The organism is Polaromonas sp. P3_B4 (genome assembly GCF_056402835.1).
Map to the genome: position 1 here is coordinate 2589620 of NZ_JBFUGQ010000001.1, position 16165 is coordinate 2605784.

A 16165-nucleotide genomic window follows, 5' to 3' on the forward strand; every position below is an offset into this window, starting at 1 on the left:
GTGAACTCGCTTTCGTTGTAGGAAATGACATTGAAATGAAAAGTGGAACGGGAAGGCGAAAAAAAGCAATTATGCGGCGGATCGGCCGTCAATACACCATCAGGCCCCCGGGTAAAAAGGCTTGCCGATGGAGCTGGGCATGTTGACGCGAATCCATAGCGGGTTGCGCGAGATCAGGACCAGCACCACGATGGTGGACAGGTAGGGCAGCATGCTCAGGAATTGCGTGGGCATGTTGACGCCCAGGCTTTGCAGGTGAAACTGCAGCATGGTCACGCCACCGAACAGGTAAGCACCCAGCAAAACCCGTGCCGGGCGCCAGGTGGCAAAGGTGGTGAGCGCCAGCGCGATCCAGCCTTTGCCGGCGATCATGCCCTCCACCCACAGCGGCGTATAGACCACCGACACATAGGCGCCCGCCAGCCCGCACAGCGCACCGCCGGCCACCACGGCCGCCAGCCGGATGCGCCGCACCGGGTAGCCCAGCGCATGCGCCGACTCGGGGCTTTCACCCACCGAGCGCAACACCAGGCCAGCGCGCGTGCGGTACAAAAACCAGATCAACCCGGCCGTCAGCGCCATCGCGATGTAAACCATGGGGTGCTGGCGGAACAGCGCCGGGCCCACGAGCGGAATATCAGCCAGGAAGGGAATCGGGTACTGCGACTGTTCGGGCAGCTTCTCTTGCACGTATTTGATGCCGGCAAAGGCCGAAAAACCCGCGCCGAACAGGCTGAGCGCCAGGCCTGTGGCGTACTGGTTGGTGTTGAGCCAGATCACCAGCACACCGAAAACCGCGGCCAGGAACGCGCCCGCCGCCATACCGGCCACAAAGCCCAGCCAGCTGTTGCCGGTGTGCACCACGGTGGCAAAGCCGGCAATGGCGGCGCACAGCATCATGCCTTCGGCGCCCAGATTGACGATGCCGGCCTTCTCGTTGATCAGCAGGCCGAGCGCGGCAATGGCCAGCACGGTGCCCGCGCTGAGTGTGGCCGCGATGAGCAATGCGGTGGAGTCCATCAACCGGCTCCTTTCACAAGGTCGGTGGAAGGAAGCGTGGCCACCTGCACGGGGATGGGCCTGGACAGCCTGAGCCTGTAGGCGATCAAGGTATCGCAAGCCAGCAGGCTGAAGAGTAGCAAGCCCTGGAACACGCCGGTGATCGACTTGGGCAGCCCCAGGCGCGACTGCGCGAGCTCGCCGCCAATGTAGAACATGCTCATCAGGATGGCCGAGAACACCACGCCGACCGGGTGCAGGCGCCCGACGAAGGCGACGATGATCGCGGCAAAACCATACCCCGCCGGCACATAAGGCGTGAGCTGGCCGATGGGGCCGGCCACCTCCAGCGCGCCTGCCAGGCCCGCCGCGGCACCCGATGTCAGCAGCGCCAGCCACAACGCCCGGCGCGACGAGAAGCCGGCATAGCGCGCAGCAGCAGGCGCCAGGCCGCTGACTTCATGCCGGAAACCCGCGTGTGTGCGGAACATGAACAGCCACAGCCCGGCCACACCCAGCAGCGCGAGGATGATGCCGATGTTCACGCGCGAGCCCTGCATGAGCCGCGGAATCTGTGTCACGGCCTCGAAAGTTTTGGTTTGCGGGAAGTTGTAGCCGTTGGGGTCTTTCCAGGGGCCGAAGACGAGGTAGTTCAGCACCATCTCCGCCACATAGACCAGCATCAGGCTGACCAGGATTTCATTGGCGTTGAAACGGTCTCGCAGCAAGGCGGTGATGCCGGCCCACACCATGCCGCCCGCAAGGCCTGCCAGCAGAATGGCCGGAACGATCCAGGGGCCGGTGGTTTTTTCAGCCAGCAGCGCCACGCCGCCTGCGGCGATCGCACCCATGACGAACTGGCCTTCGGCGCCGATGTTCCAGACATTGGAGCGAAAACACACGGCCAGCCCCAGCGCGATGATGAGCAGCGGCGTGGCCTTGACCAGCAGTTCGCCGATGGCATACGGCGACTTGATGGGTTCCCAGAAAAACACCTGCAACCCCTTGACGGGGTCTTTGCCCAGTGCCACGAAGAGCGCCACGCCGATCAGCACGGTAATCAGCAGGGCCAGCACCGGGGAGGCATAGCTCCAGAAGGAAGACGGCTGGGGACGGATTTCGAGCTTCATGCCGAGGCCTCCGCCGTGGTTTGTGTTGTTTCTGTTGGGTGCGTGCCGGGCGCCCAGAGCCCGCTCATCCACTGCCCCACCAGTTCCACCGTGGCGTCGACGCGAGGCAGCGAAGGCGAGAGCTGACCCTTGGCCATCACGTACAGCCGGTCGCAGATGTCGAACAGTTCTTCGAGTTCCTCGCTCACCACCAGCACCGCGCAGCCGGCATCGCGCAACTTGAGCAGCTCGCCGCGGATCTGCGTGGCCGCGCCCACGTCAACACCCCAGGTCGGCTGCGAGACGATCAGGAGTTCAGGCCGGGCATCAATCTCGCGGCCCATGATGAACTTCTGCAGGTTGCCGCCCGAAAGGGATTTGGCCACTGCCTGCGGCCCGCCCGACTTCACCTTGTACTCGGCAATGATGCGGTCGGCCTGCGCCTGCAACGCGCCGCGGTCGAGCCAGCCGCTTTTGCCGACGGCCTCCTTGCGCGTGAGCAACAGGTTGCGCGCCAGCGAAAGCGACGGTACGGCGCCGCGGCCCAGGCGTTCTTCAGGCACAAAGTGCAGGCCCAGTGCGCGCCGGCCACCCGGCCCGAGCTTGCCCACCGGCTGGCCTTTCACCGCAACCGCATCGGCCGCAGCGCGGGTATCTTCGCCCGACAGCGCATAGAGCAGTTCCTTCTGGCCGTTGCCCGACACTCCGGCGATACCGACGACCTCGCCGGCGCGCACCTGCAACGCGACCTGGTGCAGGTCGACGCCGAACTGTTCTTCTTTGGACAAGTCGAGCTGTTTCACCTCTAACACCACGGCGCCGGTGCGCACCGCCCGGTGTTCCAGCGCGGGCGGCTCGGCGCCAATCATCAAACGGCTCAGCGAGGCGTTGGACTCCTGCCGTGGATCGCAGAAACCGGAAACCTTGCCGCCGCGCAACACCGTACAGGCGGTGCACAGCGCGCGGATTTCATGCAGCTTGTGGCTGATGTACAAAATACTGCAGCCCTGCGCGGCCAGTGTCCTCAGCGTGACAAAGAGGTTCTCGACCGCCTGGGGCGTCAGCACCGACGTGGGTTCGTCCAGGATCAGCAGCCGCGGATGCGTGAGCAGCGCCCTGACAATCTCCACCCGCTGGCGCTCGCCGACGCTCAGGGTATGCACGGGACGTGTCGGGTCCAGCTGCAGGCCATAGGCTTGCGTCGTCTGCATGATGCGCTGCGAGACCTCGGCCAGCGTGAGGTGTTTGTCCAGCCCCAGCCAGACGTTTTCGGCCACCGTCAGCGTGTCGAACAGGCTGAAGTGCTGGAAGACCATGCTGATGCCCAGCGCCCGCGCTTCGTGCGGGTTGCGCACCACGACCGGTTTGCCGTCCATCGCCACGCTGCCGGCGTCGGGCTTGACCGAACCGTAGATGATCTTCATCAGGGTGGATTTGCCCGCGCCGTTTTCACCGAGCACGGCGTGGATCTCACCGGGCTGAACCGTCAGCGAAATGCCGCTGTTGGCCACCACGCCGGGGTAGCTTTTGGTGATGCCGGAAAGCTGCAGCCGCGGCGGCTGGCCGGGCGGGCTGTCAGTCTGGGGCGGGGCTGCGGTCATTGTCTCTGGGGTATCCGGTTTTGTCGTCGGTTTATAGGTAATTCCGGCTGCAGCCCATACAAGACGGGCGCAAGCAGCTATTCTTTTCGTAGCGTTGAGGCCACGGACTTGACACGTTCGCGCAGCCAGCGGGCCGAGTTGGAGGCGTGCGTGCGTTCGTGCCAGAGCTGGTAATACATCATGCGGGGAAAGGCGATCGGGGTGGGCAGTATTTTCACCGGCAGCAGGCTGGCAAAGCGTTCGCAGTACTGGCGCCCGGTGGTCATCACCAGCAAGCTTGATGCCACCATGGACGGCATAAGGCTGAAGTGCGGGCAGCGCACCGTGATGTTGCGCACCATGCCCAGGGTGTCGAGATGCTCGTCGATCACACCCTTGGCGCCGGGGTGCGTGGCGGTAGGGGCGATGTGTTCGGCTTCCAGCCAGGTCGCGGCATCCCAGCCGCGGCGCACCGCCGGGTGGTCTTTGGCGACCAGGCACACCACTTCGTCGCCGAAAAGCCGCGCCATGTGCAGGTCGTCGGGCGGTGCGGCCCAGTTGCCTATGACGATGTCGGCCTGGCCTTGCGCCAGGTGCATGCGGTAGTCGGATTCAGCGGACAGCGGGTGGATTTCAATATGGCAGAGCGGCGCCTGGGATTTGATCTGTGCCACCAGTTGCGGCAGGAAAGACGGGTCCAGGTAGTCGCTCGCCGCCAGGCGAAAGGTGGTTTCTGCCGTGGCAGGGTCAAACCCCCGCGCGTCACTGAACAGCATGCCGGCCGCGCGCAAAATGCTGGCCGAGGGCTCGATCATGCGCAGGCCCGCATCCGTAGGCACCATGCCGGAGCCGGACCGCACCAGGATAGGGTCACCCGCCAGCGTGCGCAGGCGCTTGAGCGCCGCGCTGACGGCGGGCTGGTACATACCCAGGCGGAGGGCGGCGCGTGATACGCTGCGTTCAGTAAGCACGGTATTCAAGACCCTGATGAGATGGAGGTCTATCTTGTCGAAAAGCGCCTGGTCTTTCATACCTTTTCACCCATGCGGTTGATATGCACTTTTGTATGCTGGCCGCGGCGCGACTGTTTTAACCTGAAGCATGGCTGTCCCATCTTTTTCCAGACCCATCCGCTTCGTCAGGCGGGGTGAAGTTGTTTCCGTCAGCAATGTACCACCCAGCCGCACCCTGCTGGAGCTGCTGCGCGAGGACCTGGCCTGCACCGGCACCAAGGAGGGCTGCGGCGAAGGCGACTGCGGCGCCTGCACCGTGGTGCTGGGCGAGGCGGCCGGCGGCAAGCTCGAATACCGCGCCATTAACAGCTGCATTCGCCTGGCGCATTCCATTGACGGATTGGCCGTCTGGACCGTGGAAGATATTGCCCCCACGCTTTTCACTTCGCCTTCGGCTTCGTGTAATGCGCTGCCCCCCGAGGGGGCGCTGCGCCTGCGGCCCGGCAAAGCCGGTTCCGCGGCCCCTGCTGGCGAGGGAGAAGGGGTTGAACCAGCGCTACATCCTGCCCAGCAAGCCATGGTCGACAAGCACGGCTCCCAATGCGGCTTCTGCACCCCCGGCTTCGTGATGAGCCTGTTCGGCATGTACCAAAACCACATCTGCAAGGGCGAGCCTGTCACGCGGGAGCTCGCGCAGGAAGAACTTTCGGGCAACCTCTGCCGCTGCACCGGCTACCGGCCCATCCTGGAGGCCGCGCAAACGATGGGCAGCCTGCATCCCGTTCGGATCGACGAAGCCGGTTTGCTACAAAAACTGGAGCTGCTTGCGCCCGTCCCTATTGGGCTGCAGGCCGATTTGGCTTACAAATCGCCGAAAACACTGGCAGCCCTGCTGCAGGCCCGCGCCGCCCACCCTGGCGCCCAGCTGGTGGCCGGCTGCACCGACGTGGGCTTGTGGGTGACCAAGCAGCATATGCAGTTTGGCGAAGTGCTTGACGTCACCCGGGTGCGGGAGCTGCGCCGCATTGAAGACTACCCGCGGCACATCGCCATTGGCGCCGCAGTGACACTGGCCGACGCCTATGCGGCGCTGGTCAAAGACCGGCCGCAGTTGCACAACTTCGCGGCCCGCTTTGCCGGGCTGCCGGTGCGCAATTCCGGCACGCTGGGCGGCAACATTGCCAACGGCTCGCCGATTGGCGACTCCATGCCCTTGCTGATTGCGCTGGGGGCCAACATCGTCCTGATGAGCGTGCGCGGCCACCGCGAAATGCCGCTGGAAGCGCTTTACACCGGCTACCGCAAGAACCTGATGGCGCCCGACGAAGTGCTGGCCTGGATCAAGGTGCCCAAGGCGCAGCCCCGGGAGGCGATGAAGGCTTACAAAATCTCCAAGCGCTACGACGACGATATTTCCGCCGTCTGTCTGGCGATCAATCTGCAGATTGAAAACAACACCGTGGTCACTGCGTCCATCGGTGCGGGCGGCGTCGCCGCCACGCCGGTGCGTGCCATCCAGACCGAGGCGGCGCTGACGGAGAAACCCTGGACGCAGACCACTGTGCAGCACGCCATCGCTACGTTACGCGCCGAGTTCTCGCCCATCTCGGACATGCGCGCCTCTGCGGCCTACCGCAGTCAGGTGCTGGGCAACCTGCTCCAGCGTTACTGGCTTGAAAGCCAGGGACTGCAGCAGATCAACCTGGCGAGCTTCCGGCTGGAGGAAGCCGCATGAACGCCGCGAAAGACATCTCCGTCAGCCGCGATGCGGTGGCCGACCCGGACGTACGCGCAGCCAACGCCCGCGCTGGTGATATGCCCGCTGCGGACCTGGCGGAAAAAACGTCGCTGGCCAAAAAACCTGCAGGCACGCAGGCGGCGGGCCGCTCGACGCCCCATGAAAGCGCTCGCGCGCAAGTCGCCGGCGCCGCCACCTATGTCGATGACATTCCCGAGGTGCGCGGCACGCTGCATGCCGCGCCCATTTTGTCGACCGTGGCACACGGAAAGCTGCTGGGCGTCGACACCACTGCGGCGCTGGCCATGCCGGGCGTGCGCGATGTGATCCTGGCGCGCGACATTCCGGGCGACCCGGTGCTGGGCAATTTCTCGCACGACGAACCGGTATTTGCGCAGGGCACGGTGCAGCACATCGGCCAGGTGATCGGCGTGGTGGTGGCCGACACCGTCATGCAGGCCCGCCGCGCCGCACGCAAGGTGGTGTGCAACATCGAACCCCTGCCTGCATTGTTGACCGTGCGTGATGCACTCAAAGCTGAGAGTTATGTATTGCCGCCAGTCTTCGTCAAACGCGGCGATGCGGCAGCTGCACACAAAAAAGCTCCGCACACGCTGCACGGCACACTCGAAGTCGGCGGCCAGGAGCACTTTTACCTCGAAGGCCAGGTTGCCTACGTTGTGCCGCAGGAGCAGCAGCAATGGCTGGTGTATTCGAGCACCCAGCACCCCGGCGAAATCCAGCATTGGGTGTCGCACGCACTGGGCATTGCCAACCACGCAGTGCGCGTTGAATGCCGGCGCATGGGCGGCGGCTTTGGCGGCAAGGAAACGCAGTCAGGCCAGATGGCCGTCTGGGCCGCCATCGCTGCCCACAAACTGCATTGCCCCGTCAAGCTGCGGCTGGACCGCGACGACGACTTCATGGTCACCGGAAAACGCCACCCGTTTGCATATGAATACGACGTGGGTTTTGACGAGACCGGCCGGCTCAGCGGCCTCAAGCTCATGATGGCGGTGAATTGCGGCTTCAGCGCCGACCTGTCGGGCCCGGTGGCCGACCGCGCGGTCTTCCACGCCGACAACGCTTACTTTCTGGAGGACGTGGAGATAGCGTCCTACCGCTGCAAGACCAACACGCAAAGCAACACCGCCTTCCGCGGCTTCGGCGGGCCGCAGGGCATGATCGTGATTGAAGCCATCATGGGCGACATCGCACGCACGCTCGGGCTGGACCCGCTGGAGGTTCGCAAACGCAACCTCTACGGCATCGGTGAGCGCGACGTCACCCACTACCAGATGAAGGTCGAGGACAACATCCTCGACCCGCTGCTATCAAAGCTGGCGCTGTCTGCGCTTTATTCACAACGCCGTCAGAAAATTTCTGCCTGGAACACCCAAAGCCCGGTCATCAAGCGCGGCATCGCCATCACACCCGTCAAGTTCGGCATTTCGTTTACCGCCACCCTCTTCAACCAGGCCGGGGCACTGGTGCATGTGTACACCGACGGCAGCGTACAAGTGAACCACGGCGGCACCGAAATGGGCCAGGGCCTGAACACCAAGGTCGCGCAAATCGTGGCCGACGAACTGGGCGTGCCCTTTGCACAGGTGCTGGCCACCGCCAGCGACACCAGCAAAGTGCCGAATGCGTCGGCCACCGCTGCATCGGCCGGCACCGACCTGAACGGCCGCGCCGCGCAATACGCCGCGCGCAATGTGCGCGACAACCTGGCGCAGTTTGTCGCGGGGCTGGACCGCTGCGGCGCGGGCGCTGTTCGTTTTGAGGGGGGCGAAGTCATCACGCCCGAAGGCGCGCGGCCTTTCACAGAAGTCGTGAAGCTGGCCTACGCCAACCGCATCCAGCTGTGGAGCGACGGCTTTTACCGCACACCCAAAATCCATTACGACAAGACCACCCTCACCGGCCGGCCGTTCTACTACTTCGCTTACGGCGCAGCCTGCACGGAAGTGGCCATCGACACCCTGACGGGCGAAAGCCGTGTACTGAAAGTCGACATCCTGCATGACGTAGGCACCAGCATCAACCCGGCCATCGACATCGGCCAGATCGAAGGCGGCTTTGTGCAGGGCATGGGCTGGCTCACCACCGAGCAGCTGGTGTGGAACGACAAGGGCCTTTTGACCACGCACGCGCCCAGCACCTACAAGATTCCTGCAACCGGCGATGTACCCGAGCATTTCAAGATCGATCTGTGGCCCGAGCCCAACCGCGAAGACAACGTCTTCGGCAGCAAGGCCGTGGGCGAACCGCCGCTGATGCTGGCGATCAGTGTGTACGAGGCACTACGGGATGCGGTGGGGGCTGGAAAGCCAGGGGATCAACTTGTGGTGATGGATGCGCCGGCTACGGCGGAGAATGTGCTGAGGGCCGTCGGCTATGGTGATTCGCCAAAATTATTGACGTAGGCTCATGCCCCTGGACAGATCAACATCAAGCCGTGCAAGGGAGCAACGCATGTGGCAATCCGCTTTATTAATATTCGTTCTGGGATTCACCATTTCAGGCGCAGAGGCGCAAGGCTCCCCTTCTCTCTGCTGGGTTCGTAGCACCTCGCTGTCCGACACAGGCGAAGCAATTGTGAAATTCGATCCTGCTGCCCGTGGGTTTATGGGCATCACGTCTCCCGGCGCCCAACAGCCGGATACGACCTTCTCCCTGGTACCCGAAAGCAGCAACGAGAACGGGAGCGACTCTACGGTGCGTATCCCAAAAAACAAGGAGGCCTGGTTGCGCCAAGGCCATGAAGGCTGTGAGTTTCGATGGGCCCAGGAAGGCGGCAGCTCAGGCATACGCATCAGTGCGACCAGTTCCTACGTCCCGCCAGGAGCCGCACCAGCGACTGCGCATGCATTTGTTCCTTTCTCGAAAAAATGACTGTGCCTGGATTCCTCGCGCGCCGTTGCCAATACTTCACGACAACAGGCGGGTCCACGCTTCGCCCAGGCGTGGTCAAACACAGCGGTAGCCTGCGACCCCGCAGCTACGGCAGCGTTTGAGCGCCTGATCCGAGACGGAAAATCAAGCCTCGCGGTACATCCCCGAGTCGCCCCGTACGCCCAGCTTTTTCCGGAAAGCCTGAATATCAAAGCCCTCGCTGGCGAGCTGCTTTTGCATGACGGTCTGGGCGGCGGCCACCGCATCGGCATTGGCCCACTCGACCACGGTCACCACATCGAACTCGCTGCTGTCGCCCGTCTGGGTCAGCACATGTTTTTGCAGGCAGCCGGGCTGCTCGCCCAGCATGCGCTGGACCTGGTGAATGCGCTCGACAAAAGCGGAGATCGATTGCGAGGGCACGACGAATTTGTCGACGCGGAACACGGAGGCGGAAGCGGGGCTTGATAAATCGCTGGACATGAAAACAACTCCTTTGAAATAAGCGGGCCGGATTGGCCTGAAAAATGAGGAGTCTGAAACCTCAAGTAAAGTTTAGGTCAAGCATTTTTTTCAAGGAAATCCATGGGCACGGAACTGGAACAGGCCGGCATCTTTCCCACACTCTCGGTCGGCGACATGGCACGCCGCAGCGGCGTGGCGGTGTCCACCCTGCACTTTTATGAGAAAAAAGGGCTGATCAGCAGCACCCGCACCGAAGGCAACCAGCGTCGCTACGCACGTGAGATGCTGCGTCGCGTGGCTTTTGTGCGTGTGGCGCAGCGGGTGGGCATTGCGCTGGCCGACATCGAGGCAGCCCTGGCCACCCTGCCCGCGAAGGCGGCCCCCAGCCGCGCGGACTGGGCCCGACTGTCGGCAGCCTGGCGCGCCGACCTGGACGAGCGCATGGCCCAGCTCAAAAAACTGCGCGACACCCTGGACGACTGCATAGGCTGCGGCTGCCTGTCGATTGACAAATGCCGGCTGCGCAACCCGTATGACCAGCTCGCCGGGCAGGGCGCGGGGCCGCAGCGTTTGTGGGTTCGTCGCCGGGAAGCCTAGAACAAGGGGCGGATCAGATCCAGCAACATCATCGCCACCGCAAAGCCCATCACCACCACACCGCCCCAGCCGAACCACGTGGTCTTCAGGCCCGAGGTGAAATTGCCCATGACCGATTTCCGGCCGGCCAGCAGCATCAGGCCGGCCATGATGGGCACGGCCACCACGCCGTTGATCACGGCACTCCAGTAAAGCGCTTTCATCGGGTCTATGCTGGTGAAGTCCATGCCCGTGCCTACGATGGTGGCGATGACAATGATGGCGTAAAAGCGTTTGGCCTCGTACCAGTGGCGCTCCAGGCCTTCGGGCCAGCCGAAGGCCTCGGCCACGGCGTAGGCGGCCGACGAGGCCAGCACCGGCACGGCCAGCAGGCCGGTGGCGATGATGCCGCCGGCGAACAGCGCAAAGGCAAAATCGCCGGCCAGTGGCCGCAAAGCCTGCGCCGCCTGCGCGGCTGATGTCACATCATGGATACCGGCCGCATACAGCACCGCACCGCCCAACACCATGATGAAAAAGGCGATGGCATTAGAGAAAAACATGCCGATGTAGGTGTCGCGCTTGACGCGGCGAAGGTCGCGGCGGATCTTCTTTTCAGCGCCCAGCACGCCGCCCTTCAGGCGCAGCTCTTCGACCTCTTGCGAGGCCTGCCAGAAAAACAGGTAAGGCGAAATCGTGGTGCCCAGCAGCGCGACGATCATCATCCAGTAGCCCGAGGTCCATTGCAGTTTGGGAACGACCAGGTCATGCAGCACCTGGGCCCACTGCACCTGCACCAGGAACACGGCGATCACATAGGCAAAGAGAAAGAGCGTGAGCCATTTCAAAATGGGTGCGAGCTTGCGGTAAGGCACAAACACCTGCAGCAGCACGGTAATGATGCCGAAGGCCACCGCATGAAAGTGGTCGCCGCCGCCCACAGCCAGCTGCAGCGCCTCGCCCATGGCGGCAATGTCGGCGGCGATGTTGATGGTGTTGGCAATGACCAGCAAAAACACCATGCTCATCAGGAAGGCGCGCGGCGTGTGCTCGCGCAGGTTGGCCGCCACACCCTTGCCGGTGACGCGACCTATGCGGGCGCTGACCAGCTGGATGGCGATCATGAAGGGCAGTGACAAAAACACCGTCCACAGCAGCCCGGTGCCGAACTGCGCCCCCGCCTGCGTGTAGGTGGCGATACCGGAAGGGTCGTCATCGGCAGCGCCGGTGACTACACCTGGGCCGACATGGCGCAGGAAAGAGGGGATGCGGTTCAACATGGCCGCGAGGCTAACACGGCTTGATGAGGCCTGGCTTAAGCCAGATCAACATATCGATTCAGGCTACAGACCAATGCAGGCGAGCGCCAGCAGCTATAAAAACAGTAGCAGATGACTGGAATACAGCCTGGCGTCCAGGCTGGCAGCCATCAAAGGCGTAGTATGGAACACCTGCGGCAAGTTCTCGCGGCCCCACCCGACCGGCGCCAGGCAGCAGATGGCGTCTGCGGGTTTTCACACCGGAGAAATCATGACAGTTGCACCATGCACAAGCGGCGGACCGGCTCAGTCGTTCAGATGGCTGACACCGCTTTTTCTGGAAACCCGGAGCGCGGGCAATGAGAACCCGACGATGCCGCGCGCGTTGCCTGCGGGAGCTGCATGATGGACAGCGCCGCCCTCAGCCTTCTGGGTGCTTTCCTGTTGTCCATCATCGGACTCTTTGTCTTCATCTGGTCGCTGCGCAAAGGTCTGCTGCAAGAAAACCCTGTCGCGGCTTCCGTCATCTTCGCGCACGGCGAGATCGGCCAGGTCGACGACCCCGCGCTACAGGACGCGGCACAGGCGTCAATGCAGAAGGTAGTGAAGGAAGGCGGCATCAAGACGCACGCGGCCGACGCCGCCGAACTGCTGGACCGCATCACGTCCGACCGCTCCACCGCGTTTCCGGTGTTCATGTTCATCACCTTTGCCTGCCTGTGGCTCATCGTGGGCTCGATGGCGGGGCTGGTGTCGTCCATCAAGCTGCATGAGCCCGACTGGCTCACCGACTATGCCTGGCTGACCTTCGGCCGGATACGCACCGTGCACCTGACCGGCGTGCTCTACGGCTGGATCACCAATGCGGCGCTGGGAATGATCGTGTGGCTGCTGCCGCGGCTGCTGCGCACCCGGCTCTACGGCGCCATCTGGGTCATGCTGGGCGGGGCGCTCATCAACATGGGCATCGCCGGCGGCATAGGCGCCATCGCGACCGGCTGGAACGACGGCATGGAATACCTGGAAATTCCATGGCAGATCGCGATCTTCATGTTCGCCGGCTTTGCCCTCGTCATCCTGCCGGTGCTGTTCACGCTGGTCAACCGCAAGGTCTCGCACCTGTACGTCAGCGTCTGGTACATGACGGCGGCGCTGCTGTGGATTGCCCTGCTCTTCCTGGTCGGCAAGATGCCCGGCGTGCACACCGGCGTGCAGCAGGCCACCACCAACTGGTGGTATGGGCACAACGTGCTGGGCCTGTGGTTCACGCCCGTGAGCGTGGGCGCCATCTATTACTTCCTGCCCAAAATCATCGGCCGGCCGATACGCTCCTACAACCTCTCGCTGCTGGGCTTCTGGACGCTGGCGTTTTTCTACGGCCAGGTCGGCGGCCACCACCTCATCGGCGGCCCGGTGCCCGGCTGGCTCATCACGCTGTCGATCGTGCAGAGCGTCATGATGGTGATTCCGGTGATCGCCTTCAGCATCAACATGGGCGCCACGCTGCAGGGGCGCATGCACCTGGCGCGTTATTCGCCGACGCTGCGCTTCATGATGTTCGGCGGGCTGATGTACCTTGCCTCATCGCTGCAGGGCTCGCTGGAGGCGCTGCGCAGCGTCAACCAGATCACCCACTTCACCCATTTCACGGTGGCCCATGCGCACCTGGGCGCCTATGCCTTCGTCACCATGGTGCTGTTCGGCGCCATCTATTTCATGATGCCCCGGGTGCTGAACTGGGAGTGGCCGTACCCGAAACTGATCACCCTGCATTTCTGGCTGGCGGCTGTCGGGGTGACGATATATTTTGTCGGGCTCACCATCGGCGGCTGGCTTCAAGGTGTGGCGATGCTGGATGCCGCCCAGCCCTTCATGGCTTCCGTCGAGCTGACCCTGCCCTACCTGAAATGGCGATCCGTGGGCGGCGGCCTGATGGTACTCAGCCATCTGGTGTTCGTCGGCCATTTCCTGGCCATGGCGCTTCGCTTCGGGCCGGGCCGCGCGGGCGCCGCCCTCTTCTGGCCCAACGACGCACGCAGCGCTGAAATGGGAGCCGCTCATGGAAAATGAAGTCAAGCTGGCATCGGGCGCCATGGTGGCCCTGGGCATCGCCACGGCGGCCCTGGTGGTGATGCCCTACATGCAGGTACGCGACATCAAACCGCCGCCGGAGCTGAAAAACTACACCAGCGCCCAACTCCGCGGGCGCGAGGTCTACATTGCCAATGGCTGCGTTTATTGCCACAGCCAGCAGCCGCGTGACCGGAACTTCGGCCCCGACGCGGAGCGCGGCTGGGGCCGGGCCTCGGTGCCGGGCGATTACTTCTATGACAGGCCGCATTTGCTGGGCAGCATGCGCACCGGGCCGGACCTCTTCAACATCGGGGCGCGCCAGCCGAGCAAGGACTGGCACCTGGGCCACCTGTACCAGCCGCGCGCCTATGTGCCCGGCTCCATCATGCCGTCCTACCCCTATCTTTTCACGGTGAAGGACGCCAAAGACGCCGAAAGCGAGGGCGAGCAGCCGCTGGCCCTGCCACCCGCCTACGGGCCGAACATCGGCCAGGTGGTCGTGCCTTCGCCCCAGGCGCTGGACCTGGTCAAGTACCTGCAGGGCCTGAACCACACCTACCCGGTGCTGCCACCCGCCCCCAAGCCCTGAGCCACACAAGGTCATCCCATGCTGAACGACAAGACATCTGAAAGCCGGGCCCAGGAGCGGGAACAGGCCGAGCCTTCCGAAAAAAGCCAGCCCATCCCGCTGATCTTCCTGGTCGGGGCATTGGCCCTGGTGCTGTGGGGCGCGGGCTACATCGTGCTGTCCGGCTCCTTCGGCCGCGCCGACCTGGGTGACAAGCGCACCCTGGCGGACCTCTCGGGCCCCGCGCCGGGCGCTGCGGCCAACGGCAAACAGCTGTTCACCGCCAACTGCGTGGCCTGCCACCAGGCCACCGGCAAAGGGCTGCCCGGGGTGTTTCCACCGCTGGACGGCTCCGAATGGGTCACCGGCGACGAGCGCACCGTGGCCAACATCCTGCTGCACGGCGTCACGGGCGAGATCACCGTCATGGGCAACACCTTCAAGGGCGCCATGCCGGCCTTCGCGCAGCTCAGCGATGCCGAACTGGCCGCGGTGGCGAGCTACGTCCGCGCCGAATGGTCCAACAAGGCGGGGGCCGTCAAGCCCGAGCTGTTTGAAGCCGAACGCAAGGCCGGCACGCGCACCACACCGTTCAACGGCGCTGCCGAGCTCAAGGCGCTGGCGGCCAAAAGCTCCTGAGCTGAAGGGGCAGCAAGCGTGGTGGGCCAGCCCTGATGCTTCGCACCGCCTTGCTCAGCGTCATGCTGGCCCTGGCGGGTTACGCCGCCGCCGCGTGGCTGACGCACGACTTTCAGGTCTGGACCGCCGAGGGCGCCCGTCGGCTCGAAGTTGCACTGCGACCTGTCGCAACCCCCGCAGTCAGCGTCGACGGGCCCGGCATCGCCTCTCAGGCACTGTCGCAGCATCTCGCCGACGGGCAGTCCGTCACGCTGGTGGATTTCATCTACACACGTTGCCAGACCGTCTGCCTGGCGATGGGCAGCAGCTTCCAGCAAATGCAGCAGATATTGCAGGCGAGGCAGGAGCGCGGCGGCAGGGTCAAGCTGCTGTCGATCAGCTTCGATGGGCGTCACGACAGCCCCGCCGTGCTGCAGGCCTATGCAGCACGATTGAGCGCTGACCCGGCGCTGTGGCGCTTTGTGCGTGTGCAGGACCCGCGGGACACCCAGCGCCTGCTGGCGGGTTTCCAGGTCGTGGTGGTTCCTGATGGCCGCGGCGATTTTGAACACAACGCGGCGCTGCTGGTCATCGACCAGAAAGGCCGGCTGGTTCGCATTTTTGACTACGCGGAACAGCAGCTCGCGCTCGACTATGCGCAGCACCTTGCGCAGGCTGCCCCGCCATGAAGAGGCTGGCGCCTCCCTCGCGCGGCACCCTGGCGGTTATGGCCGTCGCCCTGCTTTGCCTGCTGGCCTTGCCCGGCCTGCGGCATGGACTGGAAGCCAGCATGACACTTCATATGCTGGTGCAGTATCCCCTGCTGGCGCTGGCCGGCTATCTGCTCGCCACTGCACTGCCGGGGCGCTGGCTGGCTCGCCTGGGGCTCTGGAATGCCCACGGCATCAGCGGTTTGTTCGCTGCCGCGGTGGTGCTCGCGATCCTGATGATCCCCCGCGTACTAGACCTTGCGCTGGTGGACGGCCGCATCGAAATCCTGAAATGCCTGGCCCTGCTGGCCTGCGGCGCCGCCGTGCGCCTGTCCTGGCAAGCGGCGGGCCTGCTGGTGCAGGGTTTCTTTCTGGGCAATGTGCTGCCGATGATGGCAGTCGTGGGCAACCTGTATGAAACTTCGCCGGTACGCGTCTGCAACGCCTACCTGCTGGACGATCAGGCGCGCCTGGGGCAGATGCTGGTTTGGATTGCAGCAGCGATTGCCGCTGCGTGGTTTACCTGGCTGGTCCGTGCCTTGATGCAAAGAGACACTGCCATGCTGCCTGACGATGCAGTAACGAAACCCACGGCACGCTGACACCACTCATGCCGCCG

General features: G+C 63.9%; 15 protein-coding genes. 9 read left to right on the plus strand and 6 right to left on the minus strand.

Annotated elements, in window-relative coordinates; genetic code table 11:
• Positions 1 to 99 precede the first annotated feature (99 nt).
• From AC1DVV_RS12315 to AC1DVV_RS12330, 4 genes are all read right to left on the minus strand, one after another.
• Positions 100 to 1020, minus strand: a complete 921-nt coding sequence (locus AC1DVV_RS12315) for an ABC transporter permease (RefSeq protein WP_457279854.1) — start codon at positions 1018 to 1020, stop codon at positions 100 to 102.
• Entirely contained in the window at positions 1020 to 2129 is a 1110-nt protein-coding gene (locus AC1DVV_RS12320) for an ABC transporter permease (protein ID WP_457279853.1), read from the minus strand. The genes AC1DVV_RS12315 and AC1DVV_RS12320 overlap by 1 nt, the downstream gene beginning before the upstream one ends.
• Positions 2126 to 3709: an ABC transporter ATP-binding protein gene (locus AC1DVV_RS12325; RefSeq protein WP_457279852.1), complete on the minus strand. Its 1584-nt coding sequence runs from the start codon at positions 3707 to 3709 to the stop codon at positions 2126 to 2128. Before AC1DVV_RS12325 ends, AC1DVV_RS12320 begins: the two co-directional genes overlap by 4 nt.
• A 77-nt stretch (positions 3710 to 3786) precedes the next feature.
• A complete protein-coding gene (locus AC1DVV_RS12330) occupies positions 3787 to 4719 on the minus strand; it encodes a LysR family transcriptional regulator (protein WP_477665507.1) in 933 nt (310 codons plus the stop codon).
• 70 nt (positions 4720 to 4789) lie between these two features.
• Here AC1DVV_RS12330 and xdhA point away from each other — a divergent pair, with 70 nt between their 5' ends.
• From xdhA to AC1DVV_RS12345, 3 genes are all read left to right on the plus strand, one after another.
• Positions 4790 to 6376 carry a xanthine dehydrogenase small subunit gene (gene xdhA / locus AC1DVV_RS12335; protein WP_477707198.1) on the plus strand — a complete coding sequence of 529 codons (1587 nt, stop codon included), beginning with the start codon at positions 4790 to 4792 and terminating at the stop codon, positions 6374 to 6376.
• Positions 6377 to 6456: 80 nt separating this feature from the next.
• Complete coding sequence (gene xdhB, locus AC1DVV_RS12340) at positions 6457 to 8808, plus strand: xanthine dehydrogenase molybdopterin binding subunit (protein WP_477701810.1); 2352 nt, start codon at positions 6457 to 6459, stop codon at positions 8806 to 8808.
• Between the two features lie 49 nt (positions 8809 to 8857).
• Positions 8858 to 9277, plus strand: coding sequence for a hypothetical protein (locus AC1DVV_RS12345; RefSeq protein WP_457279849.1), 420 nt, complete (start codon positions 8858 to 8860; stop codon positions 9275 to 9277).
• Positions 9278 to 9421: 144 nt separating this feature from the next.
• On the opposite strand, the gene AC1DVV_RS12350 is transcribed toward AC1DVV_RS12345, so the two are convergent.
• A complete protein-coding gene (locus AC1DVV_RS12350) occupies positions 9422 to 9760 on the minus strand; it encodes an antibiotic biosynthesis monooxygenase (RefSeq protein WP_477665506.1) in 339 nt (112 codons plus the stop codon).
• Between the two features lie 102 nt (positions 9761 to 9862).
• Between AC1DVV_RS12350 and soxR the strand changes: the two genes are divergently transcribed.
• A complete protein-coding gene (soxR, locus tag AC1DVV_RS12355) occupies positions 9863 to 10339 on the plus strand; it encodes a redox-sensitive transcriptional activator SoxR (protein ID WP_457279847.1) in 477 nt (158 codons plus the stop codon).
• Here soxR and AC1DVV_RS12360 read toward each other — a convergent pair.
• Positions 10336 to 11598: an Nramp family divalent metal transporter gene (locus tag AC1DVV_RS12360; RefSeq protein WP_477668127.1), complete on the minus strand. Its 1263-nt coding sequence runs from the start codon at positions 11596 to 11598 to the stop codon at positions 10336 to 10338. The genes soxR and AC1DVV_RS12360 overlap by 4 nt on opposite strands.
• Before the next feature lie 384 nt (positions 11599 to 11982).
• On the opposite strand from AC1DVV_RS12360, the gene AC1DVV_RS12365 reads away from it, so the two are divergent.
• From AC1DVV_RS12365 to AC1DVV_RS12385, 5 genes are read left to right on the plus strand one after another with little or no spacing between them, the layout of a single operon-like run.
• On the plus strand, positions 11983 to 13647 hold the full coding sequence (locus AC1DVV_RS12365) for a cbb3-type cytochrome c oxidase subunit I (protein WP_477665504.1): 1665 nt from the start codon (positions 11983 to 11985) through the stop codon (positions 13645 to 13647).
• Complete coding sequence (locus AC1DVV_RS12370; protein ID WP_457279844.1) at positions 13637 to 14239, plus strand: cbb3-type cytochrome c oxidase subunit II; 603 nt, start codon at positions 13637 to 13639, stop codon at positions 14237 to 14239. Before AC1DVV_RS12365 ends, AC1DVV_RS12370 begins: the two co-directional genes overlap by 11 nt.
• A gap of 18 nt (positions 14240 to 14257) precedes the next feature.
• Positions 14258 to 14857, plus strand: coding sequence for a c-type cytochrome (locus AC1DVV_RS12375; protein ID WP_457279843.1), 600 nt, complete (start codon positions 14258 to 14260; stop codon positions 14855 to 14857).
• A 35-nt stretch (positions 14858 to 14892) separates the two neighbouring features.
• Positions 14893 to 15525, plus strand: coding sequence for an SCO family protein (locus tag AC1DVV_RS12380; RefSeq protein ID WP_457279842.1), 633 nt, complete (start codon positions 14893 to 14895; stop codon positions 15523 to 15525).
• Entirely contained in the window at positions 15522 to 16148 is a 627-nt protein-coding gene (locus tag AC1DVV_RS12385; RefSeq protein ID WP_457279841.1) for a hypothetical protein, read from the plus strand. Before AC1DVV_RS12380 ends, AC1DVV_RS12385 begins: the two co-directional genes overlap by 4 nt.
• The last annotated feature ends 17 nt before the right edge of the window (positions 16149 to 16165 follow it).